The organism is Pseudomonas sp. WS 5010, assembly GCF_012985565.1.
In the GTDB taxonomy this organism is placed as follows: domain Bacteria; phylum Pseudomonadota; class Gammaproteobacteria; order Pseudomonadales; family Pseudomonadaceae; genus Aquipseudomonas.
The window spans coordinates 398025-415010 of the sequence record NZ_JAAQWQ010000001.1; the positions used below are offsets into that span (position 1 = coordinate 398025).

Here is a 16986-nt window from a genome sequence, read left to right on the forward strand (position 1 = left end):
GCAATGCCCGAGGCAGCCTCCATGACCCAGACCTTTGATATCGCCGTGATCGGCGCCACCGGCACGGTGGGCGAAACCCTGGTGCAGATCCTCGAAGAACTGGAGTTCCCGGTAGGCGCCCTGCACCTGCTGGCCAGCAGCGAGTCGGCCGGCGCGTCGGTGCCGTTTCGCGGCAAAAACGTGCGGGTACGGGAAGTCGATGAGTTCGATTTCAGCAAGGTGCAACTGGCCTTCTTCGCCGCAGGCCCGGCGGTCACCCTGAGTTTCGCGCCGCGCGCCACGGCAGCCGGTTGCTCATTGATCGACCTGTCCGGCGCCCTGCCGGCCGAACAGGCGCCCCAAGTGGTGCCGGAAGCCAATGCCCAGGTACTGGACGGCTTGAAAAAGCCGTTCCAGGTGGGCAGTCCAAGCCCTTGCGCCACCCACCTGGCGGTGGTGCTCGCACCGTTGCGCGGCCTGTTGGACATCCAGCGCGTGAGCGTCACCGCCAACCTGGCCGTGTCTGCCCAGGGCCGTGAAGCCGTCAGCGAACTGGCCCGGCAAACCGCCGAGCTACTGAATGTGCGGCCCCTGGAGCCCAAGTTCTTTGATCGGCAGATGGCCTTCAACCTGCTGGCCCAGGTCGGCACGCCGGATGCGCAGGGCCACACCGCCCTGGAAAAACGCCTGGTCCACGAACTGCGTAGCCTGCTTGAATTACCTTTACTGAAGATTTCCGCAACCTGCGTTCAAGCTCCGGTGTTTTTTGGCGATAGCCTGAGCGTGTCCCTGCAACTGGCGGGGGCCGTGGACCTTGGCGCCGTCAATCGCGTGTTGGAGGCGGCGCCGGGCATCGAACTGGTGGAAGAGGGCGATTACCCCACCGCTGTTGGGGATGCGGTCGGTCAGGACGTGGTCTACGTGGGTCGGGTGCGGGCCGGTATTGATGACCCGGCGGAACTAAACTTGTGGCTGACGTCAGATAACGTACGCAAAGGCGCGGCGCTTAACGCGGTGCAACTGGCACAGTTGTTGATAAAACACCTTGTGTAAAAGATACTTGGCGGCAATTTGTAGATTGATTCTAGCCAAGCGCTATGCTTGGCCCCATGCAGGAAAAGTTGCGCGTCGGTGACCTATCGGCTCGCCATGCCGAATGGCAGCGGTACCCAACCTTCTCGCGGGCCGAGGAGTGTTCAAACAAAGGATGAGGCTATGGTTCAAGTTCGCAAACTGGTGTTAGCAATAGCGGCCGTCTCGGCGCTGTCCTCCGGTATGGCGCAAGCGCTGCAACTTGGGGAGATGACCCTCAAGTCGAAGTTGAACCAGCCGTTGTCGGTGGAGATCGAGCTGCTCGATGTGGGCGGGCTCAGCGCCTCCGATATCGTGCCCAGCCTCGCGTCTTCCCAGGCCTTTGTGGATGCGGGTGTCGATCGCCAGGCGTTCCTCGATGAGCTGACCTTTACCCCGGTGCTCAACCCCAGTGGCCGCAGTGTGGTGCGCGTCACCTCCAGCAAGCCGTTGCCCGACTCCTACGTACGCTTCTTGTTGCAGGTGCAATGGCCCAATGGCCGGTTGATGCGGGACTACAGCGTCTTGCTGGACCCGGCCAAGTTCGAGCAAAAGGCTCCAGAGGTCATTGCCCCAGCGCCGCGCCTTGCCACACCGGCTGCTGCCAGCGTGACCAAGGCGGCTGAACACACCACGACTTCTCGCGACACCCTGTGGGAAATCGCCGCGAAAAACCGCAATGGCGGCTCGATCCAGCAAACCATGCTGGCGATCCAGGCGCTGAACCCGGACGCCTTTGTCGACGGCAATATCAACCGCATGAAGACCGGCCAGGTATTGCGCCTGCCGGATCCGGTGCAAAGCACCAGCCTGCCGCAACCCCAGGCGATTGCCGAAGTGACCGCGCAGAATGCGGCCTGGCGCCAGGGGCGTCGCGGTGCCGCTAATCAAGCAGCGGGGCGTCAGCAGCTGGACGCCACCAAGCGCGCCCAGGCTGGCGCAGCGCCGTCGCAAACGGCCGCCAAGGACAACCTGAGCCTGGTCTCGGCCGAGGCTGCCAAGGCCGGCGTCAAAGGCGCCGCAGGTGACAGCAAGGCCCTGAACAATAAGTTGGCCGTGACCCAGGAAAGCCTGGATTCGACCCGCCGCGAAAACGAAGAACTCAAAAGCCGCATGTCTGACCTGCAAAGTCAGTTGGACAAGCTGCAGCGGCTGATCGAACTGAAGAACAACCAATTGGCCAAATTGCAGGCCGAAGGCGGCGCCCCGGCGCAGCCGGCGGTAATACCTGCCGAACTGGCTGCGGCGCCGACTGCGCCTGCTCCGGCGGCCGAAACGCCGGCGGTTGCGCCCGTGCAAAGCCCGGCTGAGTCTGCGCCCGAGGCCAGCGCCGAAGGCAAATTCAATGACCTGCTGACCAACCCCATTGTTCTCGGGGTGATCGGCGGCGCTGCCGGCCTCCTAGTGCTGTTGCTCCTGCTGCTGTGGGCACGTCATCGCAATGCGCGCCTGGAAGAGGAAAAACACCTGCGCATGGCGCGGGCGCTGGCGGAAGAGCCAGAGTTTTCCGCAAAACTTGAACAAGACTTGTCGCTCGATAGCTTCGAAGGCCTTGAAGTCCCGGCGGCAAACGTCAAGCTGGCTCCAGCTCCAGCTCCAGCTCCAGCTCCGGTTGCCGTGGCGCCTGTAGCTGCAGTTGCGACCAGCATGGCGCCGCCGAGCAAGCCCATCATCGAGCCCGGTTCCTCTGATGCCCTGGCCCAGGCCCAGTCCCATCTGGACCGTGGTCACTTGAACCAGGCCGCTGCGGTGCTGGAAGAAGCGATCAAGCTGGAGCCCAAGCGCAGCGATCTGCGCCTCAAACTCCTGGAGGTCTACGGCCAGCAGGGCGACAAGGATGGTTTCGTGACCCAGGAGCGCCAACTGGTCGCCAATGGCGAGAACCACGCCCAGGTCGAACTGTTGAAAAATCGCTACCCGGCCATGGCCGTGCTGGCTGCGGGTGTGAGTGCTGCAGTCGCCGCTGCCGCGCTGGATGCGCAGTACGTCAAGGATCTGCTCCAGGAAGAACCGGCGCCTGCCGCCACACCTCAAGCCGATGCGTTCGACACCGACTTCGACCTGAGCCTGGACGACCTGGAGGCGGCGTCGCCGGCGGTGGTCGCCCCCGAGGTCGATGACCTGAGCTTCGACTCGGTCTTGCAGCAGCAGACCGAAGCCAAGGCCAGCGAGGACGACTTGTCTGACTTTGATCTCGACTTGCAACTGGATGCACCGGCTTCCCAGTCCGACGACGACTTCCTCTCGGGCCTGGAAGAAGAGATGAAGGACCTGCCACCGGTAGAGCCGCCGACCCTGACACCCGCCGCGCTGGAAGATTTTGACCTGCCGGAAGACTTCGACCTGTCCCTGGCCGACGAACCTGCGCCATCGGACAAGCCTGATGCGTTCACCTCCGAGCTTGACGATGTCAACGCCGAGCTGGAGCGCCTGTCCCAGAGCCTGGAAAGCCCGTCGATCGAGCCGAGCTTCACCGCTGAAGATGCCGCCAAGGGCGACGATGAGCCAGAGTTCGACTTCCTGTCGGGCACCGACGAAGTCGCCACCAAGCTCGACCTGGCCCAGGCCTATATCGACATGGGCGATGAGGGTGGTGCACGTGACATCCTGGCCGAAGTCCTCACCGAAGGCGACGACGGCCAACGCAGCGAAGCCAAGGAAATGCTTAGCCGCCTGGCGTGATTACTGGCAATTAACGCAGCGGCGGCCTTCGGGTCGCCGTTTTGCATTTAAAGGTGGGAGCCGGGCTTGCCCGCGATAGAGGCGACTCGGTCCTTCGGTAGAGTCGAGGCGAGGCTATCGCAGGCCAGCCAGCTTCCACAAAATGCCCCAGGACCAGGCCCGGCACTTTATAATGGCCGCCTTTGCGCAACTATCAGGCTCTCAGCTCTTGGCAAATATAGATAACGCGGCCGCCGAAATGGCGGCCGCCGGCTTTTTCAGAATCGCCCTGGGCGTGGAATACAAAGGTTCGCGCTATCGCGGCTGGCAGCGCCAGGCCTCTGGCGTGCCGACTGTGCAGGAAACCCTGGAGAAGGCCCTGTCGAAGGTCGCCGACTCGCCGGTTTCATTGATGTGCGCAGGGCGCACCGACGCGGGCGTGCATGCCTGCGGGCAAGTGGTGCATTTTGACACCCAGGCCGAGCGTTCGATGAAGGCGTGGGTCATGGGCGCCAATATCAATCTGCCCCACGATGTCAGCGTCAGTTGGGCCAAAGTCATGCCGGCGCACTTCCATGCGCGGTTCAAGGCCATTGCCCGGCGTTACCGCTATGTGATCTACAACGATCAGATCCGTCCTGCGCACTTGAACGAAGAAATCACCTGGAACCACCGCCCGCTGGACGCCGAGCGCATGGCCGAGGCGGCCCAGCATCTGGTGGGGATCCACGATTTCAGCGCCTTTCGCGCCGGGCAGTGCCAGGCGAAGTCGCCGATCAAGGAAGTCCACCACCTGCGGGTGACACGTCACGGCAAGATGATTGTCCTGGATATCCGCGCCGGAGCGTTCCTGCACCATATGGTGCGTAATATCGCCGGGGTGCTGATGACCATTGGTACTGGCGAGCGCCCGGTGGAGTGGGCCAGGGAAGTGCTGGAGAGCCGGGTGCGGCGGACCGGCGGGGTGACGGCGCACCCGTTCGGCCTGTATCTGGTGGATGTGGAGTACCGAGATGAGTTCGAGCTGCCGCAGCGTTTCATCGGGCCACACTTCCTCACAGGTTTCACTGAACTTGGCGGCTGACGCCCGGAAAAGCATTTGTTACCATCCGGGACTTTCCTGGACAGCCCCCTGAGGTTTTGACGATATGTCAGGCGTTCGCAGCAAGATTTGCGGGATTACCCGCATGGAAGACGCGCTGTCGGCAGTCGAGGCGGGGGCTGACGCTATTGGTTTTGTGTTTTATGCCAAGAGCCCGCGCGCGGTGACGGTGCAGCAGGCCCGGGCGATCATTGCCGGCTTGCCGCCGTTCGTGACCACGGTGGGGCTGTTCGTCAACGCCAGCGCCTGCGAGCTCAATGAAACCCTGGATGCCGTGCCCCTGGACCTGTTGCAGTTCCATGGCGACGAAACCCCGGAGGAGTGCGCCGGCTACCATCGCCCGTATATCAAGGCGTTGCGGGTCAAGGCCGGTGACGATATCGCCGCCAGTTGCGCCGCCTACGCCGGGGCCAGCGGGATTTTGCTCGATGCCTATGTCGAGGGCATTCCCGGTGGTACAGGCGAGGCCTTCGATTGGGCGCTGATTCCCCAGGGCTTGAGCAAGCCGATCATCCTGGCGGGTGGCTTGTGCGCTGATAATGTGGCGCAGGCCATTGCCCAGGTTCGCCCGTATGCCGTCGACGTCAGCGGCGGGGTGGAGCAGGCCAAGGGCATCAAGGATCCTGGCAAGATTCACGCATTCATGCAGGCAGTGCGCAGCAGCAGTGGCGCGATGTGACGGCTGGCAGTCTGCCGCCGTCAGTAACTACCACTGTGTAAAACAGGCCGGCGTTGCCCTCGGGCGGCGCCAATGAAGTGGCAGCCACGCACTGGCGGGTTGTCTGGAAGGCTGAGGGCAGGTGCAGGAAATGGCTGGTCGAACGTCTGACCCCGTCCTGTGGTTGTTATCGCCACATCAATGAATTTAGCTCAAGGGCATACGCGGGGCTGTGTTCAAGCCACCGGTACTGGAGAAAGAAAGCATGAGCAACTGGTTAGTAGACAAACTGATCCCCTCGATCATGCGTTCCGAGGTGAAGAAAAGCTCGGTTCCTGAAGGTCTATGGCACAAGTGCCCATCCTGCGACGCGGTGTTGTACCGCCCGGAGCTGGAAAAGACCCTGGACGTTTGCCCCAAGTGCAACCACCACATGCGTATCGGCGCCCGCGCCCGTATCGACATCTTCCTCGACGCCGATGGCCGTGCCGAGCTGGGCGCTGACCTGGAGCCGGTGGACCGCCTCAAGTTTCGCGACGGCAAGAAGTACAAGGACCGCCTGACCGCTGCGCAAAAGCAGACCGGCGAGAAAGACGCGCTGATTTCCGTCAGTGGCAAGCTGCTGGGCATGCCCGTTGTGGTGTCGGCGTTTGAGTTTTCCTTCATGGGTGGTTCCATGGGCGCCATTGTCGGTGAGCGCTTTGTACGCGCCGCCAACTACGCCCTGGAAAACCGTTGCCCGATGATCTGCTTCGCCGCCTCCGGTGGTGCACGGATGCAGGAAGCGCTGATCTCGCTGATGCAGATGGCCAAGACCTCTGCGGTGCTGGCGCGTCTGCGTGAAGAGGGCATCCCGTTCATCTCGGTGCTGACCGATCCGGTCTACGGCGGCGTTTCCGCCAGCCTCGCGATGCTGGGCGACGTAATCGTCGGCGAGCCCAAGGCGCTGATCGGTTTTGCCGGCCCACGCGTGATCGAGCAGACCGTGCGTGAAAAGCTGCCCGAAGGCTTCCAGCGTAGCGAGTTCCTGCTGGAACACGGCGCCATCGACATGATCATCGCCCGTTCCGAACTGCGTCCGCGCCTGGGCAACCTGCTGGCACAGATGATGGGCTTGCCGACACCAGTGTACGTCGCGCCCAAGGTCGAACCCATCGTTGTGCCGCCGGTGCCTGCAAACCTATGACCCAACGAACCCTGGGCGAATGGCTCGCCTACCTTGAGCAGTTGCATCCGTCAGCCATCGACATGGGTCTGGAGCGCTCGCAACAGGTAGCGGCCCGCCTTGGGTTGGGTCGGCCTGCGCCACGGGTGATCACGGTCACTGGCACCAATGGCAAAGGCTCTACCTGCGCCTTTGTCGCGGCGTTGCTGCAGGCCCAGGGCTTGAAGGTTGGCGTCTACAGCTCGCCACACCTGCTGCGTTACAACGAGCGCGTGCAACTCAACGGCGTCGAAGCCACTGACGAGCAGTTGTGCGAAGCGTTTGCGGCGCTGGATGCCGGGCGTGGCGAAATCTCCCTGACCTATTTCGAGATGGGCACCCTGGCCGCGTTCTGGCTGTTCGAGCGTGAACAGCTGGATGCGGTGGTGCTGGAAGTCGGCCTCGGTGGTCGCCTGGATACCGTCAATGTGGTGGATGCCGACCTGGCGTTGGTCACCAGTATTGGTGTGGATCATGCCGATTACCTGGGCGATACCCGCGAATCCGTGGCCTATGAAAAAGCCGGGATCTTCCGTCAGGGCAAGCCGGCTTTGTGTGGTGACCTGGATCCGCCGCATACCTTGCTGGACAAGGTGCGCGAGCTGGATTGCCCGTTTTTCCTGCGGGGCCGTGATTTTGCCCTGGAAGTGTCTGGTGACCAATGGTCGTGGCGCGGTGTCGATACGCGGGGCCAGGACGTCGAGTTGCACGGCCTGCCGCTGCTGAACCTGCCCATGGAAAACGCGGCACTCGCGCTGCAGGCCTACTTGTTGCTGGATCTGCCGTGGAATGGCGCGCAGATCGCCGATACCTTGCAGCGTACGCAGGTGGTCGGGCGCCTGGATCGTCGTTCGTTCGAATGGCAAGGCAAGCGCTTGAACCTGTTGCTGGATGTTGGGCACAACCCGCATGCTGCACAGTACCTGGCACGCCGTTTGGCCGGCCAAGTGCCAGCGGGTCGGCGCCTGGCGGTGTTCGGCCTGCTGGCGGACAAGGATCTGGATGGTGTGGTCGCGCCGTTGCTGGGCAGTGTGCAAGCCTGGGCAGTCGCCCCGCTGGATACGCCGCGCACCCGTACGGCCGATGATGTGCAGGCGGTGTTGCAGAACCTTGGCGCGACGGTGACGTCCCATGCAAGCGTAACCGCTGCATTGGAGGCTCAATGCGCGGTGGCAACGGCCGAGGACGAGATTCTGTTGTTCGGATCATTTTATTGTGTTGCCGAGGCGCTTGAGTGGTTGGCCCGGCGCTCCACGGAGGAAGCTGCACATGGCATTACTGGATAGCGCATACAAGCAGCGAATGGTCGGAGCCCTGGTATTGGTGGCGTTGGCGGTGATTTTCCTGCCGATGCTGTTTTCTCGCCAGGACGAGCAGCGCCAGGTCACGGTTGAGGCCCCGGCTGCGCCCCAGGCCCCGGTGATGCCGCAGGTCCAGGTCGAGCCAGTGGTGGTGCCTGAGCCGCAGGCGTTGCCCGAGGAAGAGCCGGTGCCGACTGATACGGAAATTGCCGAGCAGCAAGCACCTTCGGCGCCGATCCAGCCGAGTGTGCCGGTGGTAAAGCCTGCTCCTGCACCGGTGGTGGCGGCCAAGCCTGCTACACCTGCTCCGGCCCCGAAGCCAGTGGCGCCGCAGCCGGCAGCCCCGGGCAAGCCTGATGTGGGGCAAAGTCGTATTGATCCGAATGGCTTGCCGATCAGTTGGTCGGTGCAGGTCGCCAGCCTGTCCAATCGCGAAAGTGCCGAAGCCTTGCAGAAAACCCTGCGCAGCCAGGGTTATAACGCGTATATCCGGACTGCTGATGGCAAGAACCGGGTATTTGTCGGGCCGCTGATCGAGCGCGCCGAGGCGGACCGCCTGCGTGACCTGTTGGGTCGCCAGCAGAACCTGAAAGGTTTTGTGGTGCGCTTCCAGCCAGAGCGCGGCTGATTCTGCCAATGCGGTCTCAGTGTGGGAGCGGGCTTGCCCGCGATGACGGTGCACCAGTCGATATTACAGTTGGCTGGCACACCGCTATCGCGGGCAAGCCCGCTCCCACATTGGTTTGTGCCTGTCTTGAGATGGTCGTAGCTTGCCACAACCCATTGATTTGCAATGGACCACCAAACACCGCTTACCGATAGCCCGGCGCTCTGCTAAAATGCGCCGCCTTATCCGTCTGTAGGCTGCACTGTGCCATTTACCTGGGTTGATTGGGCGATCGTAGCCATCATCGCCATCTCCGCATTGATCAGTCTAAGCCGCGGCTTCGTCAAAGAAGCATTATCGCTGCTGACCTGGATCGTTGCAGGAGTCGTCGCCTGGATGTTCGGCGGATCCCTGGCCGTTTACCTGGCCGGTTATATCGAAACACCTTCGGCTCGTGTCATCGCGGGCTGCGCCATCATGTTCATCGCCACGCTGCTGGTGGGAGCAATGGTCAATTATCTTATCGGCGAATTGATACGTGTCACCGGCCTCTCCGGGACCGATCGATTTCTCGGCATGGCCTTCGGTGCCGCGCGTGGCGCGCTGCTGGTGGTCATTGCGGTCGGGCTGTTGAGCCTGGGCCCGGTACAGCAGGATTCGTGGTGGCAGGAGTCGAGTCTCGTGCCAAAATTTCTATTGGTTGCAGACTGGTCCAAGAACCTCATATTGGGGTGGAGCAGTCAGTGGCTGGCCAGCGGAATCAGCGTACCCGCTGATCTTCCGTTCAAGGAGCACCTCTTGCCGGGCAACACGCCGCAGTAAGTAGTGTTCAGTCAAGATTCATTAAGTAGGGGTTGCGTCGCATGTGTGGCATCGTCGGTATCGTCGGTAAGTCGAACGTCAATCAGGCGCTGTATGACGCGCTAACCGTCCTCCAGCACCGCGGCCAGGACGCTGCCGGTATTGTGACCAGCCACGACGGCCGGTTATTCCTGCGCAAGGACAATGGCCTGGTACGTGACGTGTTCCATCAACGTCACATGCAGCGCCTGGTCGGGCACATGGGCATTGGCCATGTGCGTTACCCGACTGCCGGTAGCTCGACTTCGGCCGAAGCTCAACCGTTTTACGTCAACTCGCCCTATGGCATCACCCTGGCGCACAACGGCAACCTGACCAACGTTGAGCAGCTGGCCAAGGAGATTTACGAATCTGACCTGCGCCACGTCAACACCAATTCCGACTCGGAAGTGCTGCTCAACGTGTTCGCCCACGAACTGGCCCAGCGCGGCAAGTTGCAGCCGACCGAAGAAGACGTGTTCGCCGCCGTGACAGACGTGCACAACCGCTGCGTGGGTGGCTACGCGGTCGTGGCAATGATCACCGGCTACGGGATCGTCGGTTTCCGCGACCCCCACGGCATCCGCCCGATCGTGTTCGGCCAGCGCCATACCGACGAAGGCGTCGAGTACATGATCGCCTCCGAAAGCGTGTCCCTGGATGTGCTGGGTTTCACCCTGGTGCGTGACCTGGCGCCGGGCGAAGCGGTGTACATCACCGAAGACGGCAAGCTGCATACCCGTCAGTGCGCGATCAACCCGAAACTCACACCATGCATCTTCGAGCACGTCTACCTGGCGCGTCCGGATTCGATCATCGACGGTGTCTCGGTGTACAAGGCGCGCCTGCGCATGGGTGAGAAGCTCGCCGAGAAGATCCTGCGCGAGCGTCCGGAGCACGACATTGACGTGGTCATCCCGATCCCGGACACCAGCCGTACCGCCGCGCTGGAGCTGGCCACTCGCCTGGGCGTCAAGTTCCGCGAAGGTTTCGTCAAGAACCGCTACATCGGCCGCACCTTCATCATGCCGGGCCAGGCGGCTCGCAAGAAGTCGGTACGCCAGAAACTCAACGCCATCGAGCTGGAGTTCCGCGGCAAGAACGTGATGCTGGTGGATGACTCCATCGTGCGGGGTACCACGTGCAAGCAGATCATCCAGATGGCCCGTGAAGCCGGGGCGAAGAACGTGTACTTCTGTTCCGCTGCGCCTGCGGTGCGGTACCCGAACGTGTACGGCATCGACATGCCGAGCGCCCACGAGTTGATTGCGCACAATCGTTCGACCCAGGATGTGGCTGACCTGATCGGCGCTGATTGGCTGATCTATCAGGATCTTCCTGACTTGATCGAAGCGGTTGGCGGCGGCAAGATCAAGATCGAGCATTTCGATTGCGCAGTTTTCGATGGCAAGTACGTGACCGGTGATGTCGACGAGGCTTACCTGAACAAGATCGAGCAGGCGCGTAACGACTCCTCCAAGATCAAGACCCAGGCGGTCAGCGCGATCATCGATCTGTACAACAACTGAGTAACTACCGGCCCTGAGGGGCCGGTTTTGTATCTTAAATAAAGAATTGAGTGAAGGAGTGGCAGCATGAGTCAGGAATGGGATGCCGGTCGGTTGGACAGCGACCTCGATGGCGTGGCTTTCGATACCCTGGCTGTGCGCGCCGGCCAGCACCGCACGCCGGAAGGTGAGCATGGTGACCCGATGTTCTTCACCTCCAGCTACGTGTTCCGCACTGCGGCAGACGCGGCGGCACGCTTTGCTGGCGAAGTGCCGGGTAACGTCTATTCCCGCTACACCAACCCGACGGTACGCGCTTTCGAAGAGCGCATCGCGGCACTGGAGGGGGCAGAGCAGGCCGTCGCCACGGCAACTGGCATGGCGGCCATCCTCGCGGTGGTCATGAGCCTGTGCAGTGCCGGTGACCACGTGTTGGTGTCGCGCAGTGTGTTTGGTTCGACCATCAGTCTCTTCGAGAAGTACTTCAAGCGCTTTGGCATTGAAGTCGACTACGTGCCGCTGGCGGACCTTTCTGCCTGGGATGGGGCCATCAAGGCCAATACCAAATTGCTGTTCGTCGAATCGCCGTCCAACCCGTTGGCAGAGCTGGTGGATATCGCCGCCCTCGCCGAAGTGGCCCACGCCAAAGGTGCGATGTTGGTGGTGGATAACTGCTTCTGCACGCCTGCCTTGCAGCAGCCGCTGAAGCTGGGCGCAGATATTGTGGTGCATTCGGCCACCAAGTTCATCGACGGCCAGGGGCGTTGCATGGGCGGCGTGGTGGCCGGCCGTGGCGAGCAAATGAAGGAAGTAGTAGGTTTCTTGCGTACCGCTGGCCCGACTCTGAGCCCGTTCAATGCCTGGATTTTCCTCAAGGGCCTGGAAACCCTCAGCCTGCGGATGAAGGCCCATTGCGCCAACGCCCAGGCCCTGGCCGAGTGGCTGGAGCAGCAGGACGGCATCGAGAAAGTCCACTACGCCGGCTTGAAGAGCCATCCGCAACACGAACTGGCCCAGCGTCAGCAGCGTGGGTTCGGTGCGGTGGTCAGTTTCGAGGTCAAGGGTGGCAAGGAGGGCGCATGGCGCTTTATCGACGCCACGCGCCTGATTTCCATCACCGCCAACCTGGGTGATAGCAAGACCACCATTACCCATCCAAGCACCACTTCCCATGGCCGCCTGGCCCCGCAGGAGCGTGAGGCTGCCGGTATCCGCGACAGCCTGATCCGCGTTGCGGTGGGGCTGGAAGACGTGGCTGACTTGCAGGCCGACCTGGCTCGCGGGCTGGCTGCCTTGTGATCGAGTGGTCCCTGGAGGCGGCTGGCGCCAGTAATGGCAGGGTCGCGTTGGTGACAGGTGCGGCGCGGGGTATCGGCCTGGGGATCGCGGCCTGGTTGGTCAGCGAAGGTTGGCAAGTGGTGTTGGCCGACCTGGATCGCGAGCGGGGCGCCAAGGTGTCCAAGGTGCTGGGCGATAACGCCTGGTTTATCACCATGGATGTGGCCGATGAGCAGCAGGTGGCGCTGGGAGTTGCCGAGGTGCTGGGCCAGTTCGGGCGCCTGGATGCGCTGGTGTGCAATGCTGCTGTGGCCGATCCGCGCAATATCACACTGGATAGCCTGGACCTGGCGTACTGGAACCGGGTGCTGGCGGTGAACCTCAGTGGGCCGATGTTGCTGGCCAAGCACTGCGCGCCTTATCTGCGGGCCCATGGTGGCGCCATCGTCAACCTGGCCTCGACCCGGGCCCGGCAGTCGGAGCCGGACACCGAGGCCTATGCGGCGAGCAAGGGCGGCCTGTTAGCCCTGACGCACGCGCTGGCCATCAGTCTTGGGCCGGAGGTGCGGGTCAACGCCGTCAGCCCTGGCTGGATCGACGCCCGTGATCCCGCTGCGCGCCGTGCAGAGCCACTGAGTGACGCCGATCATGCGCAGCATCCTGCGGGCCGGGTAGGCACGGTTGAGGATGTGGCGGCCATGGTGGCATGGCTGCTGTCGCGTAGCGCCGGGTTTGTCACTGGGCAAGAGTTCGTGGTGGATGGTGGCATGAGCAAGAAGATGATTTACAGCGAGTAGAGCGGGGAGCGGTCTTGAAGCGATTTTGTCTTTTTCAGAAAAACTTCAAGCAGGCTCTTGACTTAGGTCCGCTACCTGCGTAAATTTCGCGGCCTCAACGAAGCAAAGGGTGATTAGCTCAGCTGGGAGAGCATCTGCCTTACAAGCAGAGGGTCGGCGGTTCGATCCCGTCATCACCCACCACTTCTTGAGAGTTTTGCCCTAGGGCAAGACGCAACGTTAAAGGTTGCACCGACGCGCAGCGGTAGTTCAGTCGGTTAGAATACCGGCCTGTCACGCCGGGGGTCGCGGGTTCGAGTCCCGTCCGCTGCGCCATATTTTCCAGGTCCGATGTTTCGGATTTGAGATTGAACAGCCAAGGCTGCTCGGTCAGATGTTTGAAGGCGGTTGAAGGTGACACTTCGGCAGTCTGAGCGATACGCAGCGGTAGTTCAGTCGGTTAGAATACCGGCCTGTCACGCCGGGGGTCGCGGGTTCGAGTCCCGTCCGCTGCGCCATATCTGTTCCAGGGTCCACTGAACACCCTGAGAGCGCCAAGAAGAGCTTTATGCTTGATTGGATCGATAGCAAAGACCCTGGTCGAAAGACCGGGGTTTTTTGTGTCTGCGATTTGATGATGCAACTTGTAGGAGCCGGCTTGCCGGCTCCTACAGGGTATCGATCAGAAACCCAGCTTGTCCCGCAGCCCGTAGTACCACGCGCCCAGCGCCGCAAATGGCGTGCGCAGCAGTTGGCCGCCCGGGAACGGGTAGTGCGGCAGGTCGGCAAACGCATCAAAACGTTCTGCCTGGCCTCTGAGGGCTTCGGCCAGTACCTTGCCTGCCAGGTGCGTATACGTCACGCCGTGGCCACTACAGCCTTGGGAGTAGTAGATGTTGTCGCCGATGCGGCCGACCTGGGGCAGGCGCGAGAGGGTTAGCAGGAAGTTGCCGGTCCAGGCGTAGTCGATTTTTACATCCTTCAATTGTGGAAAGGCCTTGAGCATCTTCGGCCGGATGATCGCTTCGATGTTCGCCGGGTCCCGCGCGCCATACACCACGCCACCGCCGAAGATCAGGCGCTTGTCGCTGGTCAGTCGGTAGTAGTCGAGCAAGTAGTTGCAATCTTCGACGCAGAAGTCCTGGGGCAGCAGGCTTTTAGCCAGCTCATCACCCAGGGGCGCCGTGGTAATCACTTGTGTGCCGCAAGGCATCGACTTGGCCGCCAACTCGGGCACCAGGTTGCCCAGGTAGGCATTGCCGGCGACGATGATGAATTTGGCCTTCACCTTGCCTTGGGCGGTGTGGACGACAGGGTTGGCGCCACGCTCGATGCGCACGGCGGCGGACTGTTCGTAGATCGTGCCACCCAGGGACTCCACGGCTGCCGCTTCACCCAATGCCAGGTTGAGCGGATGGATATGCCCGCCACTCATGTCCAGCAGGCCGCCCACGTAGTTCTCACAGGCCACCACCTCGCGGATGCGCCGCTCGTCGAGCAGTTCCAATTGAGTATGGCCGTAGCGTTCCCACAAGCGCTTCTGCGACTCCAGGTGGCCCATGTGCTTGCTATTGAGCGCGGCGAATACACCGCCGTCCTTCAAATCGCACTGGATCTGGTACTTGGCGACCCGCTCACGAATGATCCTGCCGCCCTCGAATGCCATTTGCCCCAATAGCTGTGCCTGCTGCGCACCGACGCTACGCTCGATCACATCGATATCACGGCTGTAGCTGTTGACGATCTGGCCACCATTGCGCCCGGATGCACCGAAACCTACCTTCGCGGCTTCCAGCACCGTCACACGAAAGCCGTTCTCCAGCAGAAACAGCGCGCTCGACAACCCGGTATAGCCCGCACCGATCACGCATACATCGGTTTCGACTTCACCTTGCAGCACTGGCCGGGGAGGTACCGCATTGGCGGAGGCGGCGTAATAGGACTGGGGGTAGGGGGTGTTCGCCATACTGGAACCTCTGTTTTATATTTTTTACGAGTGCGCCGATCCTACCTCAGTTGAAAATGCCCTGCCAGCCACCCGGAAAAAGCAGCGGCGCCAATAAAAAATAAAAAATTCGCATATTCATAGGCTTAGCTGCAAAAAAGGTGTTGACACCCCTCGGGAATTCCGTAGAATGCCGCCTCACAGCAGGCACGTAGCTCAGTTGGTTAGAGCACCACCTTGACATGGTGGGGGTCGTTGGTTCGAGTCCAATCGCGCCTACCAAACAAAATCCGCTCTGCTGGGCGGTCTAGAAGGGCTCACCGAAAGGTGGGCCCTTTTTTGTTGTCTGGGATTTCATGCAAAGCTTCGCCCCGACAATTGCACTGCACCTTCAGGTCGGCTTTCAGCTTCATGTTTCTGCGCTTGAAGGCCGACGACCTACCCGGTAGAGGTAGCGTTGCTTATCCCGAGAAATTTGCCATTTCTGACCCGCTTAGCGATTGCGCCTAAAGGTCCATCTCTACGCTTCAAATGTAAAACATTCGCATTTATACTGCGCGCAATCGCACCTTTCTCCAGGTCATCCGTTCCTCTCATCGCGCAGGTCATTGTGCAGGCCGACCCTCCAAAACCCACACTGCTGGCAGCATTGGTTCGGCACTACGACGAGTTGGTGGATCATGTGCGCCGGCGTTTTGGCGAACGGATTTTCGCTCGTGAGGTGATACACGACTTGTGCCTGCAGTTGCTTGAGCAGGATGAAAAGCAAGGTGTGCGCACGCCAGTGGCCTTGTTGCGCAAGATCGCCAGCGATATGGCGATCAGCCGGTATCGCAGCGAGCGTCGGCGCCAGGGTTGGGTGGTCGGTGTTTCGGTGTTGCCACAAGTGGTCTGCGGTGCGCCGAGCCAGGAGCGTCATCTTGATGGGGAAAGGGCCCTGGAGCTGCTGACCGAGGCGATTGCCAGTCTGCCGCCGCGCTGCCAAATGGTGTTTGTCATGCACAAAGTGCATGAACTGCCCCAGGCCGAAGTGGCTGCGCGCCTGGGTATTTCCCTGAAGACCGTCGAAAAGCACCTACGCCTGGGTATGGGGATGTGCCGCGCACATCTAGGCTCGGAGGTCTTGCCATGAGTCGCGACCCGCACAAGAGCAAGGACTTCAGCCAGGAAGACGAGGCCATCGCACGGGTTCGTGAGGACCTCAAGCAACGATTTCCGTTGCCCTCGCCGACGCCCGCGAAAAACAAACGCCCGGCAGGAAAAACCCTCGGGCTGCTGCTGTTGGCGATTGTTGCAGGTGTGGCCTGGATTGATCCTGCTTACCGCAGCGAGCATGTTGCCAGCCAGGTAGGGCAGCGCCAGGCGCTGCTGCTGGCTGATGGCACTCAGGTGTTGCTCGACAGCAACACCGAGATGACGATCAGTTGGCACCTGCGCAGCCGCCAGGTCGAGCTGAAGGCGGGGCAGGCGTTGTTTGAAGTGTCGCCGATGGTCTACCGGCCGTTTCTGGTCGATGCCGGGTTGGCTGTGGTGCGAGTGGTGGGCACCCGTTTTAACGTCAGGCGCCAGGAACAGGATGTGCAGGTCACGGTGGCTGAAGGCAGGGTCGCCGTGCGTGCGGCCGCTACGGGGGCAGTGGCTGCGCTGGAGCCCGGGCAGCAGTTGCGTGTGCATAAGGGGCAAGAGGCTCGGTTGGGACGGGTGGACGTGGATGACGTCACCGCCTGGCAACAAAGCCGGCTGGTCTTTGAAAGCACTCCGCTCGAAGACGTCATCGACACACTGCAGCGCTATCACCGCCAGCCCATAAGGCTCATGGACCCCAGGCTTGCGCGCCTGCCGGTTTCCGGTGTGTTTGACAGTGGTCACGTTGATCGCTTGCTGGCGCTGTTGCCCGGGATCCTGCCGGTGCGCGTTTCCACTGCGACCGATGGCTCGGTCCTGATCGATTCCCCCGGCCAGAAAAAATAATCTTCAACCGAGGTAGGGTTGCGCCGCAGTGCTGACGGCTATCTCCCTGTAACCCTACTTCGTGGAGAATAAAAACGTGAGTCAG

Annotated in this window: 14 protein-coding genes and 4 tRNA genes; 17 read left to right on the forward strand and 1 reads right to left on the reverse strand. The window is 61.6% G+C overall.

The window, feature by feature from the left end; translation table 11 throughout:
* Positions 1 to 21: 21 nt before the first annotated feature.
* The 14 genes from HBO11_RS01780 to HBO11_RS01845 all read left to right on the forward strand — a co-directional run bounded on the left by HBO11_RS01780 (position 22) and on the right by HBO11_RS01845 (position 13503).
* Positions 22 to 1032, forward strand: a complete 1011-nt coding sequence (locus tag HBO11_RS01780) for an aspartate-semialdehyde dehydrogenase (RefSeq protein ID WP_169953461.1) — start codon at positions 22 to 24, stop codon at positions 1030 to 1032.
* Between the two features lie 162 nt (positions 1033 to 1194).
* On the forward strand, positions 1195 to 3732 hold the full coding sequence (locus HBO11_RS01785; protein ID WP_169953463.1) for a FimV family protein: 2538 nt from the start codon (positions 1195 to 1197) through the stop codon (positions 3730 to 3732).
* Between the two features lie 238 nt (positions 3733 to 3970).
* Complete coding sequence (gene truA / locus HBO11_RS01790; protein ID WP_169953538.1) at positions 3971 to 4795, forward strand: tRNA pseudouridine(38-40) synthase TruA; 825 nt, start codon at positions 3971 to 3973, stop codon at positions 4793 to 4795.
* A gap of 64 nt (positions 4796 to 4859) precedes the next feature.
* Positions 4860 to 5492, forward strand: a complete 633-nt coding sequence (locus HBO11_RS01795; RefSeq protein WP_169953465.1) for a phosphoribosylanthranilate isomerase — start codon at positions 4860 to 4862, stop codon at positions 5490 to 5492.
* A gap of 244 nt (positions 5493 to 5736) precedes the next feature.
* Positions 5737 to 6657, forward strand: a complete 921-nt coding sequence (gene accD / locus HBO11_RS01800; protein WP_038442050.1) for an acetyl-CoA carboxylase, carboxyltransferase subunit beta — start codon at positions 5737 to 5739, stop codon at positions 6655 to 6657.
* Complete coding sequence (gene folC, locus HBO11_RS01805) at positions 6654 to 7961, forward strand: bifunctional tetrahydrofolate synthase/dihydrofolate synthase (protein WP_169953467.1); 1308 nt, start codon at positions 6654 to 6656, stop codon at positions 7959 to 7961. The genes accD and folC overlap by 4 nt, the downstream gene beginning before the upstream one ends.
* Positions 7945 to 8604 (forward strand): SPOR domain-containing protein, encoded by a 660-nt coding sequence (locus tag HBO11_RS01810; RefSeq protein ID WP_169953469.1) that lies wholly within the window; start codon positions 7945 to 7947, stop codon positions 8602 to 8604. The genes folC and HBO11_RS01810 overlap by 17 nt, the downstream gene beginning before the upstream one ends.
* A gap of 243 nt (positions 8605 to 8847) precedes the next feature.
* The gene (locus tag HBO11_RS01815) at positions 8848 to 9405 is read left to right on the forward strand and encodes a CvpA family protein (protein ID WP_169953471.1); all 558 of its coding nucleotides are present in this window, start codon (positions 8848 to 8850) and stop codon (positions 9403 to 9405) included.
* A gap of 41 nt (positions 9406 to 9446) precedes the next feature.
* Complete coding sequence (purF, locus tag HBO11_RS01820) at positions 9447 to 10952, forward strand: amidophosphoribosyltransferase (RefSeq protein WP_169953473.1); 1506 nt, start codon at positions 9447 to 9449, stop codon at positions 10950 to 10952.
* A 66-nt stretch (positions 10953 to 11018) separates the two neighbouring features.
* Positions 11019 to 12230: an O-succinylhomoserine sulfhydrylase gene (locus HBO11_RS01825; protein ID WP_169953475.1), complete on the forward strand. Its 1212-nt coding sequence runs from the start codon at positions 11019 to 11021 to the stop codon at positions 12228 to 12230.
* Between the two features lie 11 nt (positions 12231 to 12241).
* A complete protein-coding gene (locus tag HBO11_RS01830; RefSeq protein ID WP_170058831.1) occupies positions 12242 to 13006 on the forward strand; it encodes an SDR family oxidoreductase in 765 nt (254 codons plus the stop codon).
* 107 nt (positions 13007 to 13113) lie between these two features.
* Positions 13114 to 13189: transfer RNA gene (locus HBO11_RS01835), tRNA-Val, on the forward strand.
* Between the two features lie 55 nt (positions 13190 to 13244).
* Positions 13245 to 13321 (forward strand) — tRNA-Asp (locus HBO11_RS01840).
* 105 nt (positions 13322 to 13426) lie between these two features.
* Positions 13427 to 13503: transfer RNA gene (locus HBO11_RS01845), tRNA-Asp, on the forward strand.
* Between the two features lie 164 nt (positions 13504 to 13667).
* Here HBO11_RS01845 and HBO11_RS01850 read toward each other — a convergent pair.
* The gene (locus HBO11_RS01850; RefSeq protein ID WP_169953476.1) at positions 13668 to 14951 is read right to left on the reverse strand and encodes an FAD-binding oxidoreductase; all 1284 of its coding nucleotides are present in this window, start codon (positions 14949 to 14951) and stop codon (positions 13668 to 13670) included.
* A gap of 184 nt (positions 14952 to 15135) precedes the next feature.
* On the opposite strand from HBO11_RS01850, the gene HBO11_RS01855 reads away from it, so the two are divergent.
* The 3 genes from HBO11_RS01855 to HBO11_RS01865 all read left to right on the forward strand — a co-directional run bounded on the left by HBO11_RS01855 (position 15136) and on the right by HBO11_RS01865 (position 16901).
* Positions 15136 to 15212: transfer RNA gene (locus tag HBO11_RS01855), tRNA-Val, on the forward strand.
* A gap of 328 nt (positions 15213 to 15540) precedes the next feature.
* The gene (locus tag HBO11_RS01860) at positions 15541 to 16062 is read left to right on the forward strand and encodes an RNA polymerase sigma factor (RefSeq protein ID WP_169953477.1); all 522 of its coding nucleotides are present in this window, start codon (positions 15541 to 15543) and stop codon (positions 16060 to 16062) included.
* On the forward strand, positions 16059 to 16901 hold the full coding sequence (locus HBO11_RS01865) for a FecR domain-containing protein (protein ID WP_169953479.1): 843 nt from the start codon (positions 16059 to 16061) through the stop codon (positions 16899 to 16901). The genes HBO11_RS01860 and HBO11_RS01865 overlap by 4 nt, the downstream gene beginning before the upstream one ends.
* Positions 16902 to 16986: the final 85 nt, after the last annotated feature.

Excerpts from the sequence above, each read along its gene's own strand:
- HBO11_RS01780 (WP_169953461.1), top strand. The coding sequence starts at position 22 with ATGACCCAGACCTTTGATATCGCCGTGATCGGCGCCACCGGCACGGTG.
- HBO11_RS01785 (WP_169953463.1), top strand. The coding sequence starts at position 1,195 with ATGGTTCAAGTTCGCAAACTGGTGTTAGCAATAGCGGCCGTCTCGGCG.
- truA (WP_169953538.1), top strand. The coding sequence starts at position 3,971 with ATGGCGGCCGCCGGCTTTTTCAGAATCGCCCTGGGCGTGGAATACAAA.
- HBO11_RS01795 (WP_169953465.1), top strand. The coding sequence starts at position 4,860 with ATGTCAGGCGTTCGCAGCAAGATTTGCGGGATTACCCGCATGGAAGAC.
- accD (WP_038442050.1), top strand. The coding sequence starts at position 5,737 with ATGAGCAACTGGTTAGTAGACAAACTGATCCCCTCGATCATGCGTTCC.
- folC (WP_169953467.1), top strand. The coding sequence starts at position 6,654 with ATGACCCAACGAACCCTGGGCGAATGGCTCGCCTACCTTGAGCAGTTG.
- HBO11_RS01810 (WP_169953469.1), top strand. The coding sequence starts at position 7,945 with ATGGCATTACTGGATAGCGCATACAAGCAGCGAATGGTCGGAGCCCTG.
- purF (WP_169953473.1), top strand. The coding sequence starts at position 9,447 with ATGTGTGGCATCGTCGGTATCGTCGGTAAGTCGAACGTCAATCAGGCG.
- HBO11_RS01825 (WP_169953475.1), top strand. The coding sequence starts at position 11,019 with ATGAGTCAGGAATGGGATGCCGGTCGGTTGGACAGCGACCTCGATGGC.
- HBO11_RS01850 (WP_169953476.1), bottom strand. The coding sequence starts at position 14,951 with ATGGCGAACACCCCCTACCCCCAGTCCTATTACGCCGCCTCCGCCAAT.
- HBO11_RS01865 (WP_169953479.1), top strand. The coding sequence starts at position 16,059 with ATGAGTCGCGACCCGCACAAGAGCAAGGACTTCAGCCAGGAAGACGAG.